The sequence below is a fragment of the Rugamonas rivuli genome, assembly GCF_009380165.1.
Classification (GTDB): Bacteria; Pseudomonadota; Gammaproteobacteria; order Burkholderiales; family Burkholderiaceae_D; genus Rugamonas; species Rugamonas rivuli.
Genome location: NZ_WHUF01000001.1, coordinates 1,138,532 through 1,159,140, shown reverse-complemented (window position 1 = coordinate 1,159,140; position 20,609 = coordinate 1,138,532). Strand labels below are relative to the sequence as shown.

The 20,609-nt window shown below is 63.0% G+C and carries 17 protein-coding genes; 7 read left to right on the top strand and 10 right to left on the bottom strand.

The annotated features are described in order from the left end of the window. Positions 1-8: 8 nt before the first annotated feature. The gene (locus GEV01_RS04900; protein WP_152802137.1) at positions 9-938 is read right to left on the bottom strand and encodes a retroviral-like aspartic protease family protein; all 930 of its coding nucleotides are present in this window, start codon (positions 936-938) and stop codon (positions 9-11) included. Positions 939-1,017: 79 nt separating this feature from the next. On the opposite strand from GEV01_RS04900, the gene GEV01_RS04895 reads away from it, so the two are divergent. Together GEV01_RS04895 and GEV01_RS04890 are read left to right on the top strand one after the other, a co-directional pair. Beyond that, positions 1,018-1,254, top strand: a complete 237-nt coding sequence (locus GEV01_RS04895; RefSeq protein WP_152802135.1) for a hypothetical protein — start codon at positions 1,018-1,020, stop codon at positions 1,252-1,254. A gap of 156 nt (positions 1,255-1,410) precedes the next feature. Further along, positions 1,411-1,740: a DUF3471 domain-containing protein gene (locus GEV01_RS04890; protein WP_152802133.1), complete on the top strand. Its 330-nt coding sequence runs from the start codon at positions 1,411-1,413 to the stop codon at positions 1,738-1,740. Positions 1,741-1,750: 10 nt separating this feature from the next. Here GEV01_RS04890 and serB read toward each other — a convergent pair whose 3' ends face one another. The 3 genes from serB to GEV01_RS04875 form a co-directional block, all read right to left on the bottom strand. Then, complete coding sequence (serB, locus tag GEV01_RS04885; protein WP_408014815.1) at positions 1,751-2,620, bottom strand: phosphoserine phosphatase SerB; 870 nt, start codon at positions 2,618-2,620, stop codon at positions 1,751-1,753. 50 nt (positions 2,621-2,670) lie between these two features. Next, the gene (mfd, locus tag GEV01_RS04880) at positions 2,671-6,123 is read right to left on the bottom strand and encodes a transcription-repair coupling factor (RefSeq protein WP_152802131.1); all 3,453 of its coding nucleotides are present in this window, start codon (positions 6,121-6,123) and stop codon (positions 2,671-2,673) included. 111 nt (positions 6,124-6,234) lie between these two features. After that, complete coding sequence (locus GEV01_RS04875) at positions 6,235-7,173, bottom strand: 5'-nucleotidase (protein WP_152802129.1); 939 nt, start codon at positions 7,171-7,173, stop codon at positions 6,235-6,237. Between the two features lie 199 nt (positions 7,174-7,372). On the opposite strand from GEV01_RS04875, the gene GEV01_RS04870 reads away from it, so the two are divergent. Then, positions 7,373-8,353, top strand: a complete 981-nt coding sequence (locus GEV01_RS04870; RefSeq protein ID WP_152802127.1) for a choice-of-anchor A family protein — start codon at positions 7,373-7,375, stop codon at positions 8,351-8,353. Positions 8,354-8,485: 132 nt separating this feature from the next. Next, on the top strand, positions 8,486-9,619 hold the full coding sequence (locus tag GEV01_RS04865; RefSeq protein WP_328595436.1) for a GGDEF domain-containing protein: 1,134 nt from the start codon (positions 8,486-8,488) through the stop codon (positions 9,617-9,619). A gap of 23 nt (positions 9,620-9,642) precedes the next feature. Here the strand turns inward: GEV01_RS04865 and GEV01_RS04860 are convergent, their stop codons facing one another. Next, on the bottom strand, positions 9,643-10,233 hold the full coding sequence (locus tag GEV01_RS04860; protein ID WP_152802125.1) for a DUF4337 domain-containing protein: 591 nt from the start codon (positions 10,231-10,233) through the stop codon (positions 9,643-9,645). Between the two features lie 168 nt (positions 10,234-10,401). Between GEV01_RS04860 and GEV01_RS04855 the strand changes: the two genes are divergently transcribed. Both GEV01_RS04855 and GEV01_RS04850 read left to right on the top strand, forming a co-directional pair. After that, the gene (locus GEV01_RS04855) at positions 10,402-12,168 is read left to right on the top strand and encodes a methyl-accepting chemotaxis protein (RefSeq protein ID WP_152802123.1); all 1,767 of its coding nucleotides are present in this window, start codon (positions 10,402-10,404) and stop codon (positions 12,166-12,168) included. A 139-nt stretch (positions 12,169-12,307) separates the two neighbouring features. Further along, a complete protein-coding gene (locus tag GEV01_RS04850; RefSeq protein WP_152802120.1) occupies positions 12,308-12,910 on the top strand; it encodes a hypothetical protein in 603 nt (200 codons plus the stop codon). A gap of 117 nt (positions 12,911-13,027) precedes the next feature. Here GEV01_RS04850 and GEV01_RS04845 read toward each other — a convergent pair whose 3' ends face one another. The 3 genes from GEV01_RS04845 to GEV01_RS04835 are packed head-to-tail and all read right to left on the bottom strand — an operon-like array spanning position 13,028 to position 15,642. Further along, a complete protein-coding gene (locus GEV01_RS04845; RefSeq protein ID WP_235914221.1) occupies positions 13,028-13,801 on the bottom strand; it encodes a PEP-CTERM sorting domain-containing protein in 774 nt (257 codons plus the stop codon). Beyond that, a complete protein-coding gene (locus tag GEV01_RS04840) occupies positions 13,794-14,717 on the bottom strand; it encodes a lipase secretion chaperone (protein WP_152802118.1) in 924 nt (307 codons plus the stop codon). The genes GEV01_RS04845 and GEV01_RS04840 overlap by 8 nt, the downstream gene beginning before the upstream one ends. A gap of 10 nt (positions 14,718-14,727) precedes the next feature. After that, positions 14,728-15,642, bottom strand: a complete 915-nt coding sequence (locus tag GEV01_RS04835) for a lipase family alpha/beta hydrolase (RefSeq protein WP_152802116.1) — start codon at positions 15,640-15,642, stop codon at positions 14,728-14,730. A gap of 176 nt (positions 15,643-15,818) precedes the next feature. On the opposite strand from GEV01_RS04835, the gene GEV01_RS04830 reads away from it, so the two are divergent. Further along, complete coding sequence (locus tag GEV01_RS04830) at positions 15,819-16,499, top strand: TetR/AcrR family transcriptional regulator (protein ID WP_235914220.1); 681 nt, start codon at positions 15,819-15,821, stop codon at positions 16,497-16,499. A 1-nt stretch (position 16,500) separates the two neighbouring features. Here GEV01_RS04830 and GEV01_RS04825 read toward each other — a convergent pair whose 3' ends face one another. Together GEV01_RS04825 and GEV01_RS04820 are read right to left on the bottom strand one after the other, a co-directional pair. Continuing rightward, positions 16,501-18,198 (bottom strand): hypothetical protein, encoded by a 1,698-nt coding sequence (locus GEV01_RS04825; protein ID WP_152802114.1) that lies wholly within the window; start codon positions 18,196-18,198, stop codon positions 16,501-16,503. 11 nt (positions 18,199-18,209) lie between these two features. Continuing rightward, positions 18,210-20,546 (bottom strand): penicillin-binding protein 1A, encoded by a 2,337-nt coding sequence (locus GEV01_RS04820; RefSeq protein WP_152802112.1) that lies wholly within the window; start codon positions 20,544-20,546, stop codon positions 18,210-18,212. Positions 20,547-20,609: the final 63 nt, after the last annotated feature.

Here is a 20,609-nt window from a genome sequence, read left to right as displayed (position 1 = left end):
GTCTCCGGTCAGTGTGAGGCGGAGAACACCGGTCCGCCGAGGTAGGAATAGTAGAAGCGGTGCTGCTGCTTCGACAGCAGCACATGGTGGGCGCGCAGGAAGTCGCGGCCCAGTATCATCTGGTGGCTTCGGGTATCGAGTTCTTCCCCGTCTTCCATCACGGTGAGGCGCGGATGGTCGATCTTCTCTTCGCCGATCGCGAAGCTGTCGAAGGTGGCGATCCACGCACGCCGGGATTTGCCGTTGACGCCCACCAGCCGCCTGCCTGAGCGGACGCCGGCGCCGTCGACGGCGAAGCCCAGGCGCTCCGCGGCGTGTTGGGTGATGGTGGAGACGGTGGCCCCGGTGTCGATCAGCGCCGTCAGCTTGCTGCCGTTGAGCTCCACCGGGACCGTGGCGCGGCTGTCTTGGGCCGGAATCCTCAGCGGCACGTCCAGCGCGTTGACATCCCAATAGGCCAGGGACTTGTCCTCGCAGCCTTCGGCACGGAAGAACTTCAGCTGCTTGTCCGCCAGCGCGATTTCGAGATCGGCCTGCAGCAGATAGTCCGCGCCGACGATGCCGCCGTAGCCGGGATGGTCGAAGCCTTCGATCACGGGGAACAAGGCCTGGCGCACCCGCGCAGGTCCGATGATCACTTCGTCGGGACGCGCGGCGTACATCTGCGCCTGTCCGCCCACGCCGTAGGCCTTGTCCTGCGTGGGTGTAAGCCGCAGTTGCTGGCGTTCGATTTCCGCGTGCGCCAGCACTGTTTTATAGGCGCCGGTGTCGATCAGCATGCGTACCGGCTTGCCGTTGATCTGCGCATCGATGTAGGGCTGGCCCCATTGGTCGTCGGCGCCGATAGTCAGCGTGGCGAGTTCGGTGTAGCGGCATTCGGCGGCGTGGCTGGCGCCGGCGGCCAGCAGCGGCGCGCAGAGCAGGAGGTGGCGGATCATGAATAAAGGCGGCGATAAAGGCAATGACAAATGGGCTTTGATGTTATCATTTTAGTCAAATTTTGTGTTTGATATCGCCATGAATAAACTACCTCCCGCCTGGACTGCATCGCCTGCGCCGCCAACATTGGTTGTCGTCGGCAAGGACCAGATCCAGGTGCTAGGCACCAACGTAAGCACCGCCGAGGAACTGGTCAAGCTGCTATTCGAGCAGAAAATCGAGCGGATAGACTTGCAGGTAGAGAGCAGCATCGACTATGAACGCGTCGGCAAGGTCATCTACTCGGTGGCGCGCAGCGGCGTGCTGATCGCCTAAACCGGGCGTCCCGTTTAACCCCTGATAACGACCATTCGTCGCCACAAACTGGGGCTTGGTCGGATGCCGCGCGCGGGTCATGGTTATTTTGCCTACAGTGAGTCATTGCCATCCACATTGAGAGCGATGGCGATACTACCTGAACGGGAAAATATCATGCGTACTTTAATCTGGGCTTTGGCATTGTGCTGCTGCGTTCCATGCGCCGCCGGCGCGGCCGAGAAACCGGCACAAACTATTGAGCTGCAAGACTTCAAGGGACAGTACGACCTGGCAGACGGCCGCACGCTGACCGTGACCGAGCGCCGCAAGAAACTGTATGCGCAGATGAACGGCGGTCCGGCAGTTGAGCTGGAGGCCGCAGGGAAGGGTGTGTTCATCACGCGCTGGGGCGGCCTGCGGGTGGAGTTCGACCAGCGCGACAACGGCAGCGTGGCCGGCGTGCGCCTGCTCGGGGCCGAGCAGGTCGCGCGCCGTCAGGAGTGAGACCGGCGGCTCAGGTCAGCAGCGGGAGGATGCCGTCCAGGCCGACGAAGTTGAGCGCGACGTTGGCCTGCTCGCGCACCACTGGCTTGGCGCGGAAGGCCACCGACATGCCGGAAATGCTCATCATCTTCAGGTCGTTGGCGCCGTCGCCCATGACAATCGCCTGCGACGGCTCGATCTCCAGCTCCGCGCACACGCGCTCCACCGTGCGCTTCTTCTCTTCCGCATCGACGATGCCGCCGACCACGCGGCCGGTCAGCCGGCCGTCGACGATTTCCAGTTCGTTGGCGTGGGTGTAGTCCAGGCCCAGGCGCTCTTTCAGCCGCGAGGTGAAGTAGGTGAAGCCGCCCGACACCAGCAGCGTCTTCAGGCCGGCCTGCTGCACCGCCTTGAGCATGGCCTCGGCGCCCGGCGACAACTGCAGGCGCTCTTCGTACACGCGCTCCAGCGCCGACGCTTCCAGGCCTTCCAGCAGCGCCACGCGGCGCTTCAGGCTTTCGGAGAAATCGAGCTCGCCGCGCATCGCCGCCTCGGTGATCTCCGACACTTGAGGCTTGAGACCCTGCATGTCGGCGATTTCGTCGATGCACTCGATGGTGATCAGCGTCGAATCCATGTCCATGGCGACCAGCTTGAACTCGCTCATCTTGTGCATGCCGATCGAGTAGGTGGCGTCCAGCTGCGCCGCCTGGGCCGCCACTTCGATGGTCTGGCGCAGCGCGGGCGAGAAGGTGATGCCTTCGCAGCGCAGCGCGCGGTCGTTCAGCCAGGTGATGTTTTTCGGCGCCGTCAGCGCCGCGATGCGCTCCAGGCGGGCCTTGCAATCGTCCAACCCTTGCAGCACAAGATTCATGGTGTTTTTTGCGTTCTTCATCTTCATTCAGGCATATAGCGTTTTTTGGGCTAAGCGCCCAAGTTACGTGTTAAGGCTTACGCGGTCAACTGTTTGATCGCACCTTTGATCTGGGCGACACGCGCCGCCAGGTCCGGCATGGCGGCGGTGATCTTCAGTTTGTCCTGGCCATTGAGCTTGATCTGGCGGTTCTTCTGTATCAGGTCGATGATGCGCATCGGGTCGATCGGCGGCTTGGCCATGAACTGCAGCGTGGCCGCCTCGCCATGGGCGTCGATCTTGATGATGCCTACGGTCTTGGCGGCGATGCGCAGGCGGTGCGTCTCGATCAGGGCCTTGACGGCGTCCGGCAATTTGCCGAAACGGTCGATCATTTCTTCCTGCATGTCGTCGATCTTGTCCTGGACGTTGCAGTTGGCCATGCGCTTGTAAATAGATAGCCGTTCGTGCACATCGCCGCAGAAATCGGCCGGCAGCAGCGCCGGCACGTGCAGGTTGATCTCGGTGGTGGTGGCCAGCGGCGCCGCCAGGTCTGGCTCCTTGCCGGCCTTGAGCGAACGCACCGCTTCGTTCAGCATGTCCGAATACAGCTGGAAGCCGATCTCGGTCATCTCGCCCGACTGGTTGTCGCCGAGGACTTCGCCGGCGCCGCGGATTTCCAGGTCGTGCATGGCGAGATAGAAGCCGCTGCCCAGTTCTTCCATCTGCTGGATCGCGTCCAGGCGGCGCTGCGCCTGCTTGGTCAATCCCTGCACGTCCGTCACCAGCAGGTAGGCATAGGCCTGGTGGTGCGAACGGCCGACGCGCCCGCGCAGCTGGTGCAACTGCGCCAGGCCGAACTTGTCGGCGCGGTGCATGATGATGGTGTTCGCGGTCGGCACGTCGATGCCGGTTTCGATAATCGTGGTGCACAGCAGGATGTTGTAGCGCTGCGCCACGAAGTCGCGCATCACTTTTTCCAGGTCGCGCTCGTGCATCTGGCCGTGGGCCACGGCGATGCGCGCTTCCGGCAGCAGCTCGGTCAGCATCGCCATGCGGTTCTGGATGGTCTCGACCTCGTTGTGCAGGAAGTAGACCTGGCCGCCGCGCTTCAATTCGCGCAAACAGGCTTCGCGGATGATGGATTCGCCCTCGCTGCGCACGAAGGTCTTGATCGCCAGGCGCTTTTGCGGCGCGGTGGCGATCACCGAGAAGTCGCGCAGGCCTTCCAGCGCCATGCCCAGCGTGCGCGGGATAGGCGTGGCGGTCAGCGTCAGCACGTCGACTTCGGCGCGCAGCGATTTCAGGGCTTCCTTCTGGCGCACGCCGAAACGGTGCTCCTCGTCGATGATGACCAAGCCGAGGCGGGTGAACTTGACGTCGTCCGACAGCAGCTTGTGGGTGCCGATGACGATGTCCAGCGTGCCGTCGGCCATGCCCTTGATCGCCTGCGTGATCTCCTTGCCGGTGCGGAAGCGCGACATTTCGGCGATGCGCACCGGCCAGTCGGCGAAGCGGTCGGCGAAGGTTTGCGCATGCTGCTCGGCCAGCAGCGTGGTTGGCGCCAGGATCGCCACCTGCTTGCCGCCCATGACGGCGATGAAGGCCGCGCGCAACGCCACTTCGGTCTTGCCGAAGCCGACGTCGCCGCACACCAGCCGGTCCATCGGCTTGCCTGAGGTCATATCCTTGATGACGTTGTTGATCGCTTCCTGCTGGTCCGGCGTTTCGTCGAAGCCGAAGCTGTCGGCGAAGCGTTCGTAGTCGTGCGCCGAGTATTCGAACGAGTGGCCCTGGCGCAGCGCGCGGCGGGCGTACAGGTTGAGCAGCTCGGCGGCGGTGTCGCGCACCTGTTCGGCGGCCTTGCGCTTGGCTTTCTCCCACGCGCCGGAACCCAGCGCGTGCAGCGGCGCGTCTTCCGGCGAGGCGCCGGAGTAGCGCGAGATCACGTGCAGCTGCGATACCGGCACGTACAGCTTGGTGTCCTTGGCGTACTCCAGGTGCAGGAACTCGGTCTCGCCTTCGCCCAGGTCCATGCTGGTCAGGCCCATGTAGCGCCCGATGCCGTGGTTGATGTGCACCACCGGATCGCCGATCTTCAGTTCCGACAGGTCGCGCACCATCGATTCGACCTGGGTGACGGCTTCCTGCTTCTTCTTGCCGACGCGGCGGCCGGAGCCCGCATACAGCTCGGTCTCGGTGATGAAAATCAGGTGCTCGCCCGGCGTCGACAGCTCGAAGCCGGCGTGCAGCGGCGCCACGCCCAGCATCAGCTTTTCGCCGGAGGTGGCGAAGCCTTCGTAGCCTTCCACCGGCGTCAGCGCCAGGTCGTATTCGTTGAAGTACTGCTGCAGCGTTTCGCGGCGGCCGTTCGATTCGGCGCAGATCATCACGCGGCGGCCCGCCTGCAGCAGGTAGGCGCGCAGATTGGTCAGCGGGTCTTCGCTGTGGCGGTTGACGGCGATGTTGGGCACCGGCGCCGACAGCTCGGAGGCGCCGCTGTCGGCGTCCTTCGATACCACCAGCCGGCCGTAAGGCTTGGCCAGCGTGAAGAACTGTTCGTCCGACAGGAACAGCGCTTCCGGCGCCAGGATGGGGCGCTCGCGGTCGGCCTTCAGGAAGCGGTAGCGCGAGCCGGTGTCGGTCCAGAAGCGTTTGATGGCGGCGTCGATGTCGCCGACCAGGGCCAGCGCCGCGCCTTGCGGCAGGTAGTCGAACAGCGTCGCCGTTTCGTCGAAGAACAGCGGCAGGTAGTACTCGATGCCGGCCGAGGCGATGCCGCTCTTGATGTCCTTGTACACCACGGAGCGCGAAGGATCGCCTTCGAACTGTTCGCGCCAGCGGTTGCGGAAGGTGGTGCGCGCAGCTTCGTCCATCGGGAACTCGCGGCCGGGCAGCAATCGCACCTCGTTGACCGGGTACAGCGAGCGCTGGGTGTCGGCGTCGAAGGTGCGGATGGTTTCGATGGTGTCGCCGAACAGGTCGAGCCGGTAGGGCAGGGCGGAACCCATCGGGAACAGGTCGATCAGGCCGCCGCGCACCGAGTACTCGCCGGGCGACATCACCTGCGCCACGTGGGTGTAGCCGGCCAGCGTCAGCTGCGATTTCAGGCGCGCTTCATCGAGCGACTCGTCTTTTTTGAAGAAGAAGGTGTAGGCCGCCAGGAACGACGGCGGCGCCATGCGCACCAGCGCCGTGGTGGCCGGCACCAGCATCACGTCGCACTGGCCGCTGGTGATTTCGTGCAGCGTGGCCAGGCGTTCGGACACCAGGTCCTGGTGCGGCGAGAAAGCGTCGTAGGGCAGGGTTTCCCAGTCCGGCAGCAGGTGGCAGCGCAGCTGGTCGCCGCCGAACCACGGGATCTCGTCCAGCAGGCGCTGGCCGTCGCTGGCGTTGGCGACGATCACGGCCAGCATCTGGCCCTGGGATTTGAGTTCGAGCGCGGTGAGCGCCAGTGCGTAGGCGTCCGACGAGCCGTGCAGCGCAGGCAGGGCGAAGCGGGTGCCGGGTTTTGGTAGGGAGTTTTTTAAGACCAGGGACACAACACACATTCAACGGTTAAGGAGACCTCAATGCACCGCCGGTGGGGCAATGCCGCTGCCGACATTATAGACGAAGCACCGTCCTCCCGCCGAGGTCAGCTCAACCCCGCGCAACCCCGCTCAGGCGGGCTTGGGCGGCCGGTTCGCTATGCCGAAGGGCACATGGACCATCGGTATGTTGCCGTCGGCCGACTTCAGGTGGCTGAGCTGGTCGTCAAAGAAAATGTGCGGCTTGAAGATGCCCAGCACCCGCGCTTTTTCCATGCCGCCCAGGAAAAACGTCTCGTTGGCGGACACGCCCCAGCTCTTGAGCGTGGTGACGACGCGCTCGTGCGATGGCGCGCTGCGGGCGGTGATGATGGCGATGCGCAGGATGCGCTTGTACGAGGGATCGCGGCGCTGGGCCCGCTCTTCCAGCCGCTGCATCAGCGACAGCTTCTGGAACAGGTCGGCCAGCGGGCCGGGCTGGTGGGGGATGGCGACCCGCTCGCGCTCGTGCGCGTGGAACTCGTCGACGTCGTTGTTGCGCTTGAAGACGGTCTCCGATTCGTCGTCGGCGATCACGCCGTCGAAGTCGAAAGCGACCCGCAATTCCTCGTCGTCATCGTCCTCGGTGCGCGACGGCAGCACCAGGCCGGCCGGATAATTGGCCTCCAGCGCGTTGCGGACATCCTCTTCGTTGGCGCTCAGGAACAAAGAGGTATTGAAGGCCGGCAGGTAGCTGTACGGCGACTTGCCCGTGACGAAGCAGGCGCGCGAGATGTCCAGCCCGTAGTGGGCGATGGAATTCATCACCCGCAGCCCGGTTTCCGGCGAATTGCGCGACATCAGCACCACTTCCACCGGCGCCGATTGCGCGTAATGCTTGTTGATGCCGAGGAAGCGGCGGATGAAGGGGAAGGCCACGCCCTTGCCCAGGATGACGTCGATATTTTGCTCCTGGTACTTGCGGTACTCCTCGGCGCCGCCTTCCAGGTAGATCTTGTGCGATTCGGTCAGGTCAAACAGCGCGCTGGAAGCGATGCCGATCACCAGTTTGTGCTCGATAGGGTAGGCCATGGTCTAGTCGGTGGATTGCTATAAGCATCACTTTAACCGATACGCCATCATCATGCGCGGCATATTATTGGTATTGTATTGGTAATATAGATAAAATATTTTTCTTATCAAGAATATTATTGATGTTGTTAATGAGATATAATTCAGCCCTTGCTTGCGGGTTTTCCCTGTTTCTCAACGAACATACCAATTACATACCATGACCATTTCCACTTTGATGCACCGCATTTTGCCGCTGGTGCTGGGCGTCGCTGCCGTGTGCAGCGCCCAGGCCGCAGCACCGAGCTTCGACCTGGGCCTCGCTTCCGGCTACAGCGGCTATTTCTACGGCAACGCCAGTAACTTCACCGACGTCGAAGGCCGCCTGGCCGTCGGCGGCAACCTGTCGGCTAACGGCGCCTCGATCGGCTACCGCACCCCGTACGGCGTGACCGCGCCTAGCGTGGTGGTCGGCGGCAACGTCAAACTGAGCAGCGGCGACATCTATGCCGCCCCGCTGACCAATGTGAACACCAACGCGTCGATCGGCCCGATCACCGAGTACACCAAGAACTACAACGGCTACGGCGTCTACGGCGGCAACAACACTTCGTCGTCGTACCTGAACCTGAGCAAGGCCAACATCTCCAGCTATACCGACTTCAGCGCGGCCAAGACCCAGCTGACCGGCCTGTCGAACACTCTGAACAGCCAGGCCGGCAACGGCACGGTCAATTTCGCCAACGGCGGCATCGAGCTGGTCGGCAACAACACCGCCGGCCTGCAAGTGTTCAACGTCAACACCCGCAACCTGAGCAACCTGACGCTGAGCAACGTGAAAGACGGCGCCACCGTGGTCATCAACGTGACCGGCAGCGGCGACGTGGTCTTCGGCGGCGGCCAGGATGGCTTGCTGGAAAAGCTGCGCGCCAACGTGCTGTTCAACCTGAACGACGCCAACGTGGTCAAGGTCAACACCTTCGTCTGGGGCTCGGTGCTGGCTAACGACGCGGTACTGTCGGGCGCCGGCCACCTGGAAGGCAGCATCGTCGCCAAGTCCCTGATCAGCGCCGTCGAGATCGGCTACGAGCCTTTCAAAGGCTACGTCGCTACGCCGGTTCCTGAACCGGAAACCTATGCCATGCTGCTGGGCGGCCTGGCACTGATGGGCGTGGTTGCACGCCGCCGCCGCGCGGCCTGAGCCTGAGCCGGATTTGGCCCGGCGTCTCCAAAAAAGCTGCCTCGGCAGCTTTTTTTGTTTCTTTCTTGCATGGACGATTGCCACTGGCCGTGGGCTGCGATACATTGGGGCATCCTCAGGACGGACTCCGGCGTGCTCAATCTCGACACTCTCTTACTGGTTCAGGTCTGCATCACGCTGTTGACGACGGCGCTGCTGGTTGCCTCCGCCTGCTACACCGGCAGCCCGTCCGAGCAGCGCTGGTGGGCGGCGGGCAACCTGGTGGTGTCGCTCGGGCTGGCGATGGCCAATATGTACGGCGTGCCGGACATCTTCAACACCATCTTGGGCTACGGCATGATCGCCTTCGGCATGGGCCTGGTGCTGCGCGGCCTGCGCGTCTACTGCTCCGAGGTGCCGCGCTGGCGCGAGGCGATCGTGGTGACGGCGGTGGCGCTGCTGATCCCCGCCTACTTCACCTTCATCGTGCCCAGCCTGCGCGCGCGGCTGTGCTACAGCGGTTTCTATTTCGCCCTGCTGAACTGGCATTGCGCCCTGACGCTCGCGCGCCATGGCGGCTGGCGCGGCATCGTCATCAGCGTGGCCGGCTTCACCGTGCTGGGGCTGGCGTTGTTCGCGCGCGGCATGAACATGGTGTTCCACAGCGATCCGGCCGACGTGCCGGGCTCCGTGGTGATGGGGGCCAGCATGCTGGCGATCCCGCTGGCACAGGTCTGCATCGCCTTCGGCCTGATCCTGATGGTGATGTGGCGCTATGCGGAACGCTTGCGCAAGCTGTCGACGCTGGACGCGCTGACCGGCGCCTTGAACCGGGCCGGCCTGGAGATCCAGGGCAAGCGCGTGGGCTTGCGGGCGCAGCGCGGGCGGCGCAGCCTGGCCGTGATCATGATCGATGTCGACTTCTTCAAGACCATCAACGATACCTACGGCCATCCGGTCGGCGACGAAGTGCTGCGCCACATGGCGCGCATACTGCGGCTGGAGTTGCGGCCCTACGATCTGCTGGCGCGCTTCGGCGGCGAGGAGTTCGTGCTGGTGCTGGACGGCTTGAACCGCGATGCGGCGATCAAGGTCGCCGAGCGCCTGCGCGCGCGCATCGAGCTGGAACTGGTGGAGATCGACGCGCTGTCGGTGCGCTACACGGCCAGCGTCGGCGTGGTGTCGTCGGACGAGCATGGCTACGACCTGATACGCCTGATCTCCGCCGGCGACGCCGCCATGTACGAGGCCAAGCGCTCCGGCCGCAACCGCGTGATCGGCGGCTGATCCGCGGTTGGGCTGCGGCCGCGTCAGGACAGCAGTGCGATCAGCGCATCCGGGTGCAGGCCCCAGCCGGCCAGTCCCGACAATCCCATCAGCACACCGAACGCCGTCGGCACCAGCGCCGTGAAGTACAGCGCCCACAGCTGGGTCAGCGCGGTGATGGCCAGCAGCGAGATGGCGATCGCCAGCAGCGCGTCGGACAGGTCGAACTGGTCGTCCTTGAAATTGGCGGCGTCGTAAGTCTTCTGGTCTTGCTCGGCCTGGGCCTTGGCGTCGGCCTTCTTGCCGGCCTGGTCCTGCGCGATTTTTTCATACTGCTGTATCGCTTCGCTATACGCCGCCTGCTCGGCGGCCGGCTTGCCCGCCGCGGCCAGGCGCAGCTGCACCACAGTCGATTTGGCCACTTCCTCGCGCACGTTGCGGGCCTGGTAGAAGGCCCAGTGGTCGACCCGGTTGGCCTGCGCCTGCTGCATGCTCTGGTTGATGTTGTCGTCCTTGACCTTGCAGATGCCCATGAAGGTGGCCAGCAAGGCGACGGTGATGGCGACGGTCGCGTTCAGTTTCTTGCCGGTGGCCGGCGCGTCGCTCTGCGTGTCGACGATATCCAATGGTTCCATGTGTCTTGATTCTCAGTGTAAAAACCGCAAGCTTAACCTACAACTGTGAGCGCTGAGCCACACACTGTACGAATGTGATTGACGCTGCCGGGGCAGGGCAGCATATTTAGTTATCTGTGGAAATATCACGAATACTCACACAGACCACACCACTTCACGAGGTACAGCATGTTCAAGAATTTACTCATCAAGTGGAAGCTCGCCGTTCTGGTGGCTATCATGATGGTTGCTTTGGCGATCGTCGGCGCGGCCGGCTATCGCGGTATCGTCAAGGTCGGCGGCGCCGTCGAGGAAATCGGCGTGGTGCGGCTGCCATCGATCCAGGGGCTGCTGACCATGAGCGAGGGTCAGACGGCGGTGGCGTCGGCCACGCTGTACACGGCGGTCTATGAGAACGACTATCACTCGCAGGACAAATTCGCCGAAGCCCAGGAACTGCGCAAGAAAGCCTGGGCCAATATCGATCGCGGCTGGAAGCGCTACGAGCCGTTGCCGCAGACGGCCGAAGAGGCGGTGATGTGGAAGCAGTTCACCGGCGAGTGGGCGGCGTGGAAGGCGGTGGACGACAAGCTCGGTTCCATCATCGGCGCCATGGCGGGCAACAAGGACGAGCAGAAGCAGAAGGATTTGTTTGTCGATTTCTACGCCCAGTACCAGTTGTCGCGGCCGCTGTTCCAGAAGGCCGAGACGACGCTGATGAAGATCGAGAAGCTGAACGAGGATATCTCCAACACCAGCGTGGAAGAGGGCACGGCAGCGGTGAAGAGCGCAGAGTGGGCGATGGTGATCGCGGCGGTGCTGTCGGCCCTGGTGGCGATCGGCTGCGCGGCCTACATCACGGCGGCGATCACGACGCCGATCAATGAGGCGGTGCAGGTGGCGCAGACGGTGGCGTCGGGCGACCTGACCAGCCGCATCGAGGTCAAGACCACCGAGGAGACCGGCCAGCTGCTGCAGGCGCTGAAGGACATGAACAGCAGCCTGATACGCATCGTCGGCCAGGTGCGCAGCGGCACGGAGACGATCGCCACGGCCTCGTCGCAGATCGCCACCGGCAACCTGGACCTGTCGTCACGCACCGAGGAGCAGGCCAGCTCGCTGGAGGAGACCGCATCGTCGATGGAGGAGCTGACATCGACCGTGCGGCAGAACGCGGACAATGCGCGGCAGGCCAACCAGCTGGCGGTATCGGCGTCCGGCGTGGCGGTGCGCGGCGGCGACGTGGTGTCGCGCGTGGTCGATACGATGGAGTCGATCAATGCCTCGTCGTCGAAGATCGTCGACATCATCAGCGTCATCGACGGCATCGCTTTCCAGACTAATATTCTGGCGTTGAATGCGGCGGTGGAAGCGGCGCGCGCCGGCGAGCAGGGACGCGGTTTCGCGGTGGTGGCGGGCGAGGTGCGCACGCTGGCGCATCGCTCGGCGGCGGCGGCCAAGGAGATCAAGGAACTGATCGGCGATTCGGTCGGCAAGGTCGGCACCGGCAGCAAGCTGGTGGCCGAGGCGGGCGAGACGATGAGCGAGATCGTCACCAGCGTGCAGCGCGTGACCGACATCATGGCCGAGATCACGCTGGCGACGCAGGAGCAAAGCGTGGGCATCGACCAGATCAACATGGCGGTCGGGCAGATGGACACTGTCACGCAGCAGAACGCCGCGCTGGTGGAGGAGGCAGCTGCTGCTGCGGCCTCGCTGCAGGAGCAGGCGGCGGGGTTGGCGGAAGTGGTCAGCGTGTTCAAGATGGACCAGGCATCGGCGCCGCGTCCGCAGGCGATGGCGCAGCGGCAGACACGCGTTGCGGCCGCGCCGGTGCGCGAGCGGCTTGCGGTGGCGGCGCCTGCGGTGGCGCGGCCCGCGGTGAAAGCCGCGCCGGCCAAAGCGCCAGCGCGCCAGATGGCCGCCGTAGCGTCCGACGACTGGGAAGAGTTCTAACAATAAAGTAAGCCACTATCTGGCGCAGCGGCAAAGTGAGGCAGCCTCCGGGCTGCCTTTTTTTATCTGTGATCTGGCGCAAACCGTGCGCGAGACGCAGGCGCTAGTGTGGAGGGTTGCCTGCTTGGGAGGACCTGTCATGTCAGCGAACGTTGAAGGAAGTCAAGTTGAAAATGTCCCGCACCGGCCCTATGATGAAAGCATCGTTGCCCGATTGACGGCACTGGAGACGGAAGTGGTTGTTATGCAAAATAACTTTGCCACCAAGGATGACCTGCAAGCGTTGCGAGAGGAAATGCACGCGGGTTTCGAACGCGTTACTGCCGCATTCAACAGCCTCAAGCTTGATGTGAAGGCAGAAATTAACAAGTTGCGCGAAGAAGTCATTGCCGCACTGGCGACTCAACGGATCGACTTCAATAATGCGTTGGCCAAGCAACGTGAAGAAGTCTACGATGCATTGGCCAAGCATCGTGAGGAGTTCAACGTTGCATTGGCTAGGCATCGTGAGGAGTTCTACGATGCATTGACCAAGCAACGTGAGGATCTCTACGATGCGTTGGCCAAGCATCGTGAGGAGGTCAACGCTGCATTGGCCAAACAACGCGAAGACTTCCATGCTGCATTGGCCATGCAATCCATCGAGTTGCACAAAACCCTGGCAAGTCATGCATGGAAAATCTACAGCCTGGCTTCACTGCTGATCGCCGGCGTGTATTACATTGCCCGCTACGTGCATTAAATCGCCGGTGGATGCGTGCAATTTTCCTCGAGTTCTGAGGAGCGCCAGCGCGCTGGCATGAGTCCAAAGCGGGAATCTCACAAGGCGCTGACGAGCCAATCCAGTTCTTGAAGCGTTTTATGCAGCCTTGGCAGTTCTGCTGCGGCTATATCCGATGAGCAGTACTCCCGCGAGCATCATTGCGTAGGTTTCTGGCTCTGGTACAGCGCTGACTTCGGTCAGGCTATCCAGACGAGCGGTTGCCATAACCCAGGAGCCGTCTTCGGCGCTAGTCCAGCTGGATATAGCGTACGCCGTAGTGAATACAGAGAGGGAGAGGCTAGTAGGAATATGACCGTTGGTAAAGACCGACGGAGCACTGAACACCACGTCAGCATCATTTGGGTAGTCGCCGGCACTTATGCCGAAACTATCTGCACCGCCGACCTGATGGTTAACGGCAAGGCTGGTCCACGTTCTCAACTCCTTGCTGGAGAATTTTTGTCCCGAAGGCTGAATCGTGAATGAGAATTCATTTTTCAATCCGGGAGCGCCGTAGGTAAATCCGCCTGGAGCGGTCGAGTCTGGATTGTGAGCTGGGAACGGATCGAAGATGAACTGGGGCGAGGCGCTATCGTAAGTGAGGTATCCGGTGACTTTGTCACCGAGGGAAATCACGGTTCCGGCAAGTTTGCCTCCAGCTGAATCGGGAGTGCTGTTTTCATTGAAGTCGTATTTATATAAATGGTCGACTTTTGCAGTGAACTCATAGGTGTGAATAGTCGATTGGGCTTGAGCGCCTAAAGCGAAGCAGGATAAAAAAGCGGCGGCGATGAATTTCATTATCATTTTGCGAGTTAAAAGTATGGCGATATTACCATGTTTTTTTTGCACCTTTATTTTATTATTCATATGCGCCAAGGCGTTTTTGCTCGTCTGCAGAGAAAATGGAATCGCGCAGTTTTTGCAGCGACGCCGGATCGGAAGCGCCCGCCAGTTGCTGGCGCTGCACCTGATAAGCGGCGATGCGGCGATGCCAGTCGGCTTCCTCGCGGTCGACGTCCGCAAGGCGGGCCGCCGCTTCGGGCGATAACGCGGCCGCGCGCATGCGGTAGATTTCGTTGTCGCCCAAGCCTTGCCCGCGCGCCTTCGCCACCGCTTCCTCCAGCTTCAGCACCCTGGCCGGCGCGTCGCGCTCATCGCGCACCTGCTGCGGCAGCTTCGCATCGAGAGCGGCGATGCGCTCCTTGCGCTGCGCATCGTTCAAACGCTTGTCGCCGTTGACCTCCAGCCGCGCCACCGCATCCAGGTCGTAGGCGTCGCTGGCGCTGAACAGGCCTTCGGCTTCCGCATCGCTGAAGTAGGAGCGGCGCAGGCGCTGCATGGCTTCCAGCCGCTGGCGCGCGCCCTGCGCCAGATCCTGCGCCGCCGGCAGCCCGCGCTCCACATCGACCAGCGCGCGCTTGTAGGCCAGGTAGGCGTCCAGCAGGCGCTTGGCCTCGGCCGCCGGCGCGGCGCTCAGGCGGCGATCCAGCTCACGGCCTATCTCCACGCGGATCGCTTCCAGCGGCTTCTCGCCCAGCCCCGCCAGATAGTAGTCGAACAGGTAGGCCAGTTCCGCGTTGACGGTCAGCTTGTCTGCCGCCGTCTGCCGCACGTCGCCGTCCGGCCGCGTGCCTGTCATCGACGGCACGAACGCAAAGTAGTTGGGATCCGCGGGCTTGGCCTGCACCGCCGGCGCCTCACCGTGCGTCAGCGCGAAATACAAGCCGATGCCGGCGACTGCGGCCAGCGCGCCGAGGCGCAGCAGTTTTGCGTTCGTGTCCATCGCGAGCTCCTTACAGTCCCAGTCCCTGCAGGCGATTGGCCTGCTGGCGGAAGATGGTGACAGGGCTGGTCTCGAACAGGTTGGTGATGCCGACCAGTTGATTGACCTCGTCCAGATGGTTCAGCGCATAGTCGTCGCGGATCACGCGGCCCAGGTGGCTGGAGCAGCTGCTGACCAGGCCATCGTTCTTGGCGCCTTCGAAGGCGATGGCGGTCAATGCCAGCACCGGATCGCTGACATCCAGCAGATTGGTATAGGGCTGCGCGCCGCTCCACGAGAAGTAGTACACGCCGCGCACCTGGTAGTCGCCTTCGCCGCAGGCCGACGCCGGCACGCCTTCCGGATGGCGGCTGTTGAAGGCCAGCGTGCCGGCGGTGCTCAGCGATGCGGCCGCCGCGCGCGCGTTCTGCGGCAAGGTCGGGCTGCCGGACAGGAAGCTGATCAGGCCCGACACCGCGTTCGCCAGGCTGTAGGTCACGTTGGGCACCGCGCCGATCAGCACATCGGCCACCTTCGAACCCTTGTTGACGCCACCCACGCTGCTGACCGAGGCCACCAGGTCGGGCCGCACCGAAGCGACATAGCGCGCGGTTGGGCCGCCATGGCTATGGCCGATCAGGTTGACCTTGGACGCGCCGGTGGCGGCCAGGATTTGCTTGACCTGCACCAGCAGCTGCTCGCCGCGTACCTCGGTGCTGTTGGCGGCCGATACCGACGTCACGTACACATTGGCGCCGCCGCTGCGCAGCGCCGGGGCGATGCCGTAGAAGTAGTCGACCGGGCCGAGGCTGTCGAAGCCGAACAGTCCATGCACCAGCACGATGGGGTATTTGGTTTGCGTGTAGCCGGCAGCCCATGAGGGCGAGGGCAGGGCGGCGAGGGCGATCAGGCAGACCGCCAGATACTTCCAGAAGCGTGTTTTCATTGAAGTCTCCGATTGTATTTTGAGGTCCGGGTATTTCCCCGGTCAGCAAAATGTAGCACCGGGGCGTTGGCCTTGCAGTCCGCACGCTAGGCCTGGGGAGCCAATCTGCGGCGGCGCTGATGCCAGTTGTTTTCCTGGGCTATAATCGGTTACAAAAATCATACAAAGAGACTATCTTGCGGGCGCGATTCGACTTCCAACAATTTCAGGCGATGACGCCGCTGGACGGCGCCAATATCTGGGCGTATCTGCTCGACCACAACGCTGAGCGCATCACCGTCAAGCGCCGCAAGCCGGCGCTGGAAAACCTGGAGCGCATCTTCCGCGCCACCTTCAAGCTTGCCAACGATGTCGGCTTCCGCGCCATGAACCTGCGCGACCTGTGCCAGGAAACCGGCCTGTCGATGGGCGGTTTGTACGGATACATCAGCAGCAAGGACCAGCTGGCGGAGATGATAGAAGACGTGGTGCGCCACGCCACGCTGGAGATGCCGCGCCTGTTCACCGATATCACCGAACCGCTGGACAAGCTGGAAGCGCTGATGCGCGCATCGATCTACGTGTCCGAGATTCTGCAGCCTTGGTTTTATTTCGTCTTCATGGATTCGCGCGTGCTGCAGGCGGCGCAGCGCACCACGGCCAAGGAATCGGAGCTGTATGTGCAGGCCTTGTTCGCCGGGGTGATCGCGCAGATTCCGCAGCGTCCCGAAGGCAGCCCGGAACTGCTGGCCGCCCACGTCATGGCGATGTTCCAGGACTGGTACGTCAAACGCTGGAAGTACCGGGCTGCGGATATCAGCCCGGACCAGTTTGCCGATAGCGCCGTGCGCATGATGCGCGGCTATCTGGCCGTGTAATTCAGGCGTTGCCGCCCGGCGTATGCGGCAGCGCCTTGATCCATGCGACCAATTGACGCATGCCGGGGGCCGGGTCTTGCGCGTAGCGGTGAACAATCGTGTGGTAGATCGCGCGGGCTTCCGTTGCCATCCCCCGGCCTTCCAATATCTTGGCGTGTTCGACGCTGCTGTCGGCGACCATGCTGCGTATTTCCGGTACATTGTCGTGCGCAAAACGCTGGTCAAGATCGGCATACGCCGCGATGGCCTGATCCTGCCGGCCCAGGAGGTTCGATAGCCGGCCCTTTTTGAACAGGCTGGAGGCGACATGCACGCGCAGCTTGGGGTCTTCATCCTGCCCGTAGCGTTGATCGACTTCCGCGAAGATGAGCAGGGCGCTGTCTGCCTGTTGCAACTTGAGCAGATTGGCGCTCTTGTTCAATAAATCCATGACGACGATTTCGCGCAAGGCTGGCGAGGGATCGTCGGCAAAGCGGCGGTGCAGATCGTCGTGGGAGGCGATCGCCTCCTCGGCGCGATCCAGTTGAGAGAACAATAGTCCGCGGTTGAACAGCGCCCGCGCCAATTTTTCACGCAGTGGCGGCGCGGGGTCGTCGCCGAAGCGCGCGACGATCTCGTCGTAGACGGCGAGTCCTTCGGCTATCTGGCCCACGGCCGCCAGCTTGGAGCCTTTGCCTATCAGGCCGCTCGCTATCTTGACGCGCAAACCCAAAGCGGCGTGCGGGCCTGCGTGGCGCGCGACGCCATCCGCAGCGGTGGCCGCCTCATCGAATTTCCCCGCGTTGGCCAGCAATAGCCCTTGCTGGTGCAGTGCCTGTGCGACCAGTTCGCGCAATGCCGTCTGTTCGCTGGCGCCGAAGCGCTGCGCGATGTCGCCCAGGGTGGCGCTGGCGGCATCAATCTGCTGCAGGGCATGCAGGCTGTTTGCTTTTCTGAGCAGGCTGAATGCCACCAGTTCTTTTTCCATTGTGGCGGCGTCGTCCCGGTAGCGCCGGGTGATCTCGTCGCAATGGGCGATCTGGGCTTCCGGCCTGGCCAGGGCTTCCAGGCGCAGGCCTTTGTTGTTGAACACAATGCACAACAGCTTGCGTATCTCCAGCGTGGAATCTTGCCCATAACGCTCGATGAATTCATCATAGACGGCCAGTTCATCTTCAAACCGGTTCAGGCGCGCCAGGGCGACGCCCTTGTCCAGCAGGCAGGCACCCACCATTTGGCGCAGCGCCGGAAAAGGCTCGCGGGCATAGCGCTGATCGAATTCGGCGAGAGCGGCGATTTCTTCGTTGAAGCGGCCCAGTTGCCTGAGCGTCTGGCTTTTCCTCAGCAAATTCTTCGCTGTGATTTCACCGAAGGGGGACTGCAGCGGAAAGCGTGCAAAGCGTCGTTCAATGTCGTCAAACGCCGCCAATTGCTCGTCGAACCGCCCCAGACTGCCCAGCAGCGCCTCCTTGTTGCACAAACCGCGCGCCAGCACGCCGATCAGCTCATGTTCGGATCTGTCGCCGAAGCGGCGAACCAGGTCGTCATAGATGGAGATTTCGTCATCGATCTTCCCTGTCTGCCCCAGTTTGACTGCCTGGCTAAACAGGTTTTGCGCAACCTGAAGATTCAAGTCGGCGTCGGCGTGTTCTGGCGCGGGTGCGGTCTTAAACAGGGAGCGCGCAACATCGCGTATTTTTTTCCAGTGGTGATCGGACATGGTTTTTAAATTTAATTGGTCGGCGGCGGAGGCGTGGCGCCAGCCGGCTGAGGCGCCACGTTCTCCGCGCCAGGCGCGGCGTCGTCCATGTCCAGCGTGTGGCGCGCGGCATCGCCCATGAACTCGTCGAACAGCCACTCGCCGTCCACCTGCGTCAATCCCGCCGGTACCTGGCGCTCCTGCGCAGGGCGGCCTTGCAGCGCCACCTTCATGTAGTCGATCCAGATCGGCAGCGCCACGCTGGAGCCGAACTCCTTGCCGCCCAACGATTTCGAATCGTCGTAGCCCATCCACGACACCGCGACGATGCCGCCGCCGTAGCCGGCGAACCAGCCGTCCACCGCGTCGCTGGAGGTGCCGGTCTTGCCGGCCAGGTCAGGGCGGCCCAGGCGGGCCACGGCGGCGCCGGTGCCGGTGCGCGTCACCTGGCGCAGCATGCTGTCGGTGACGAAGGCGTTGCGCGGATCGATCACGCGGGCGTCGTCCGGCAGCGTCGTGCGCGGCTTGGCTTCGGAGATGATCTTGCCGCTGCCATCGACGATCTTCGCGATCAGATAGGGCTCGACAGTGTAGCCGCCGTTGGCGAACACCGAGTACGCGCCCACCAGCTGCGCCGGCGTCACCGAGCCGGTGCCCAGCGCCATGGTCAGGTTCTTCGGATGCTTGGCCAGGTCGAAGCCGAACTTGCCCAGGTAGTTGTGCGCGTACGGCACCGTGATCGAACGCAGGATGCGCACCGACGCCACGTTCTTCGATTCCGCCAGCGCGGTACGCATGGTGATCGGGCCGTCGAATTTGCCGTCGTCGTTTTTAGGACTCCATGCCTCGTTGCCGGTTTCGGCGCCGGTCAGGTCCAGCGGCACGTCGTTGATCAGCGTCGCCGGCGAGAAGCCTTTTTCCAGCGCCGCCGAATACACGAACGGCTTGATCGAGGAACCCGGCTGGCGCCAGGCCTGCGTGACGTGGTTGAACTTTTGCAGGTTGTAGTCGAAACCGCCGACCATGGCGTGATAGCCGCCCGTCACCGAATCGATGGACACGAAGGCCGCCGCCACTTGCGGCACCTGCGAGATGCTCCAGCCGTTCTTCTCCTGCATGATGCGGATCACCGCGCCGGGACGCAGGCGCACGTTGTCCTTGGCCTTGTCGGTCAGCGCGCTGGCGGCCAGGCGCAGGCCGTCGCCGCTGATGGTGATCTCTTCGCCCGACGGGTTCTGCACCTTCACCGACTTGGCGCCGACGTCCAGCACCACGGCCGGGATCAGGCGGTCGCTGCTCGGGCGGCGTTGCAGCGCGTCCTCGATGGCGTCGTCGCGTTCCTCCTCGCCGGCCGGCAGTGTGATGAAGGCTTCCGGGCCGCGATAGCCGTGGCGCTGGTCGTAGTTCAGCACATTGCGGCGCACCGATTCGTAGGCCGCGTTCTGGTCGGCCTTCAGGATCGTGGTGTAGACGCTGATGCCCTTGGTGTACGAGTCCTCTTTAAATTGGGCGTACACCACCTGGCGCGCCAGTTCGGCCACGTACTCGGCGTGGGTGTCGAACTCCTGGCCGCGATGGCTGACGTGCAGGGTTTCATGCAGCGCCTTCTGGTACTGCTCTTCGGTGATGTAGTCCAGGTCGCGCATCGACTTCAGCACCACGTGCTGGCGTTGCTTGGCGCGCTTGGGGTTGACGGCCGGGTTGTGGCGGGCCGGGTTCTGCGGCAGGCCGGCCAGCATCGCCATTTCGGCGATATCCAGATCCTTCAGCGATTTGCCGAAGTAGACCTGCGAAGCCGCGCCGAAGCCGAACGAGCGCTGGCCGAGGTAGATCTGGTTCATATACAGCTCAAGGATCTGCTCCTTGCTGAGCGTTGCCTCGATCTTAAAGGCCAGCATGACCTCATTGAGTTTGCGGCCGTAGAATTTCTCCCGGGTGAGGAAGAAGTTGCGCGCCACCTGCATGGTGATGGTGGAGCCGCCCTGGCGCATGGCGCCGCCCAGGTTGGCGCGCGCGGCGCCGAGGGCGCGGCGCCAGTCGATGCCGTTATGCTCGTAGAAGCGCTTGTCCTCGATCGCCAGCACGGACTTCTTCATCATCTCCGGAATGTCCTTGATCGGCACGAAATCGCGGTGCTCCTCGCCGAATTCGCCGATCAGGGCGTTGTCGGCGGTGTAGATGCGCAGCGGGATCTTGGGCCGGTAATCCGTGATGACTTCCAGCGACGGCAGGTTGGGCGCAACGTACAGCAGCATGTAGGCCAGCAGCAGGCCGCCGGCGATCAGCGCGGCGACGCCGGCCAGGACGAAGCCGCGGATGGCGTTGCGGCGGGTCAGCCATTTGGACAAAACAGTGGGGGAAGCAGTCAAGGCGTAGTCTCACGGTAGCATTGGTAGGCGCGATTATAGACCAACAAAATTTGGGCACTCTTA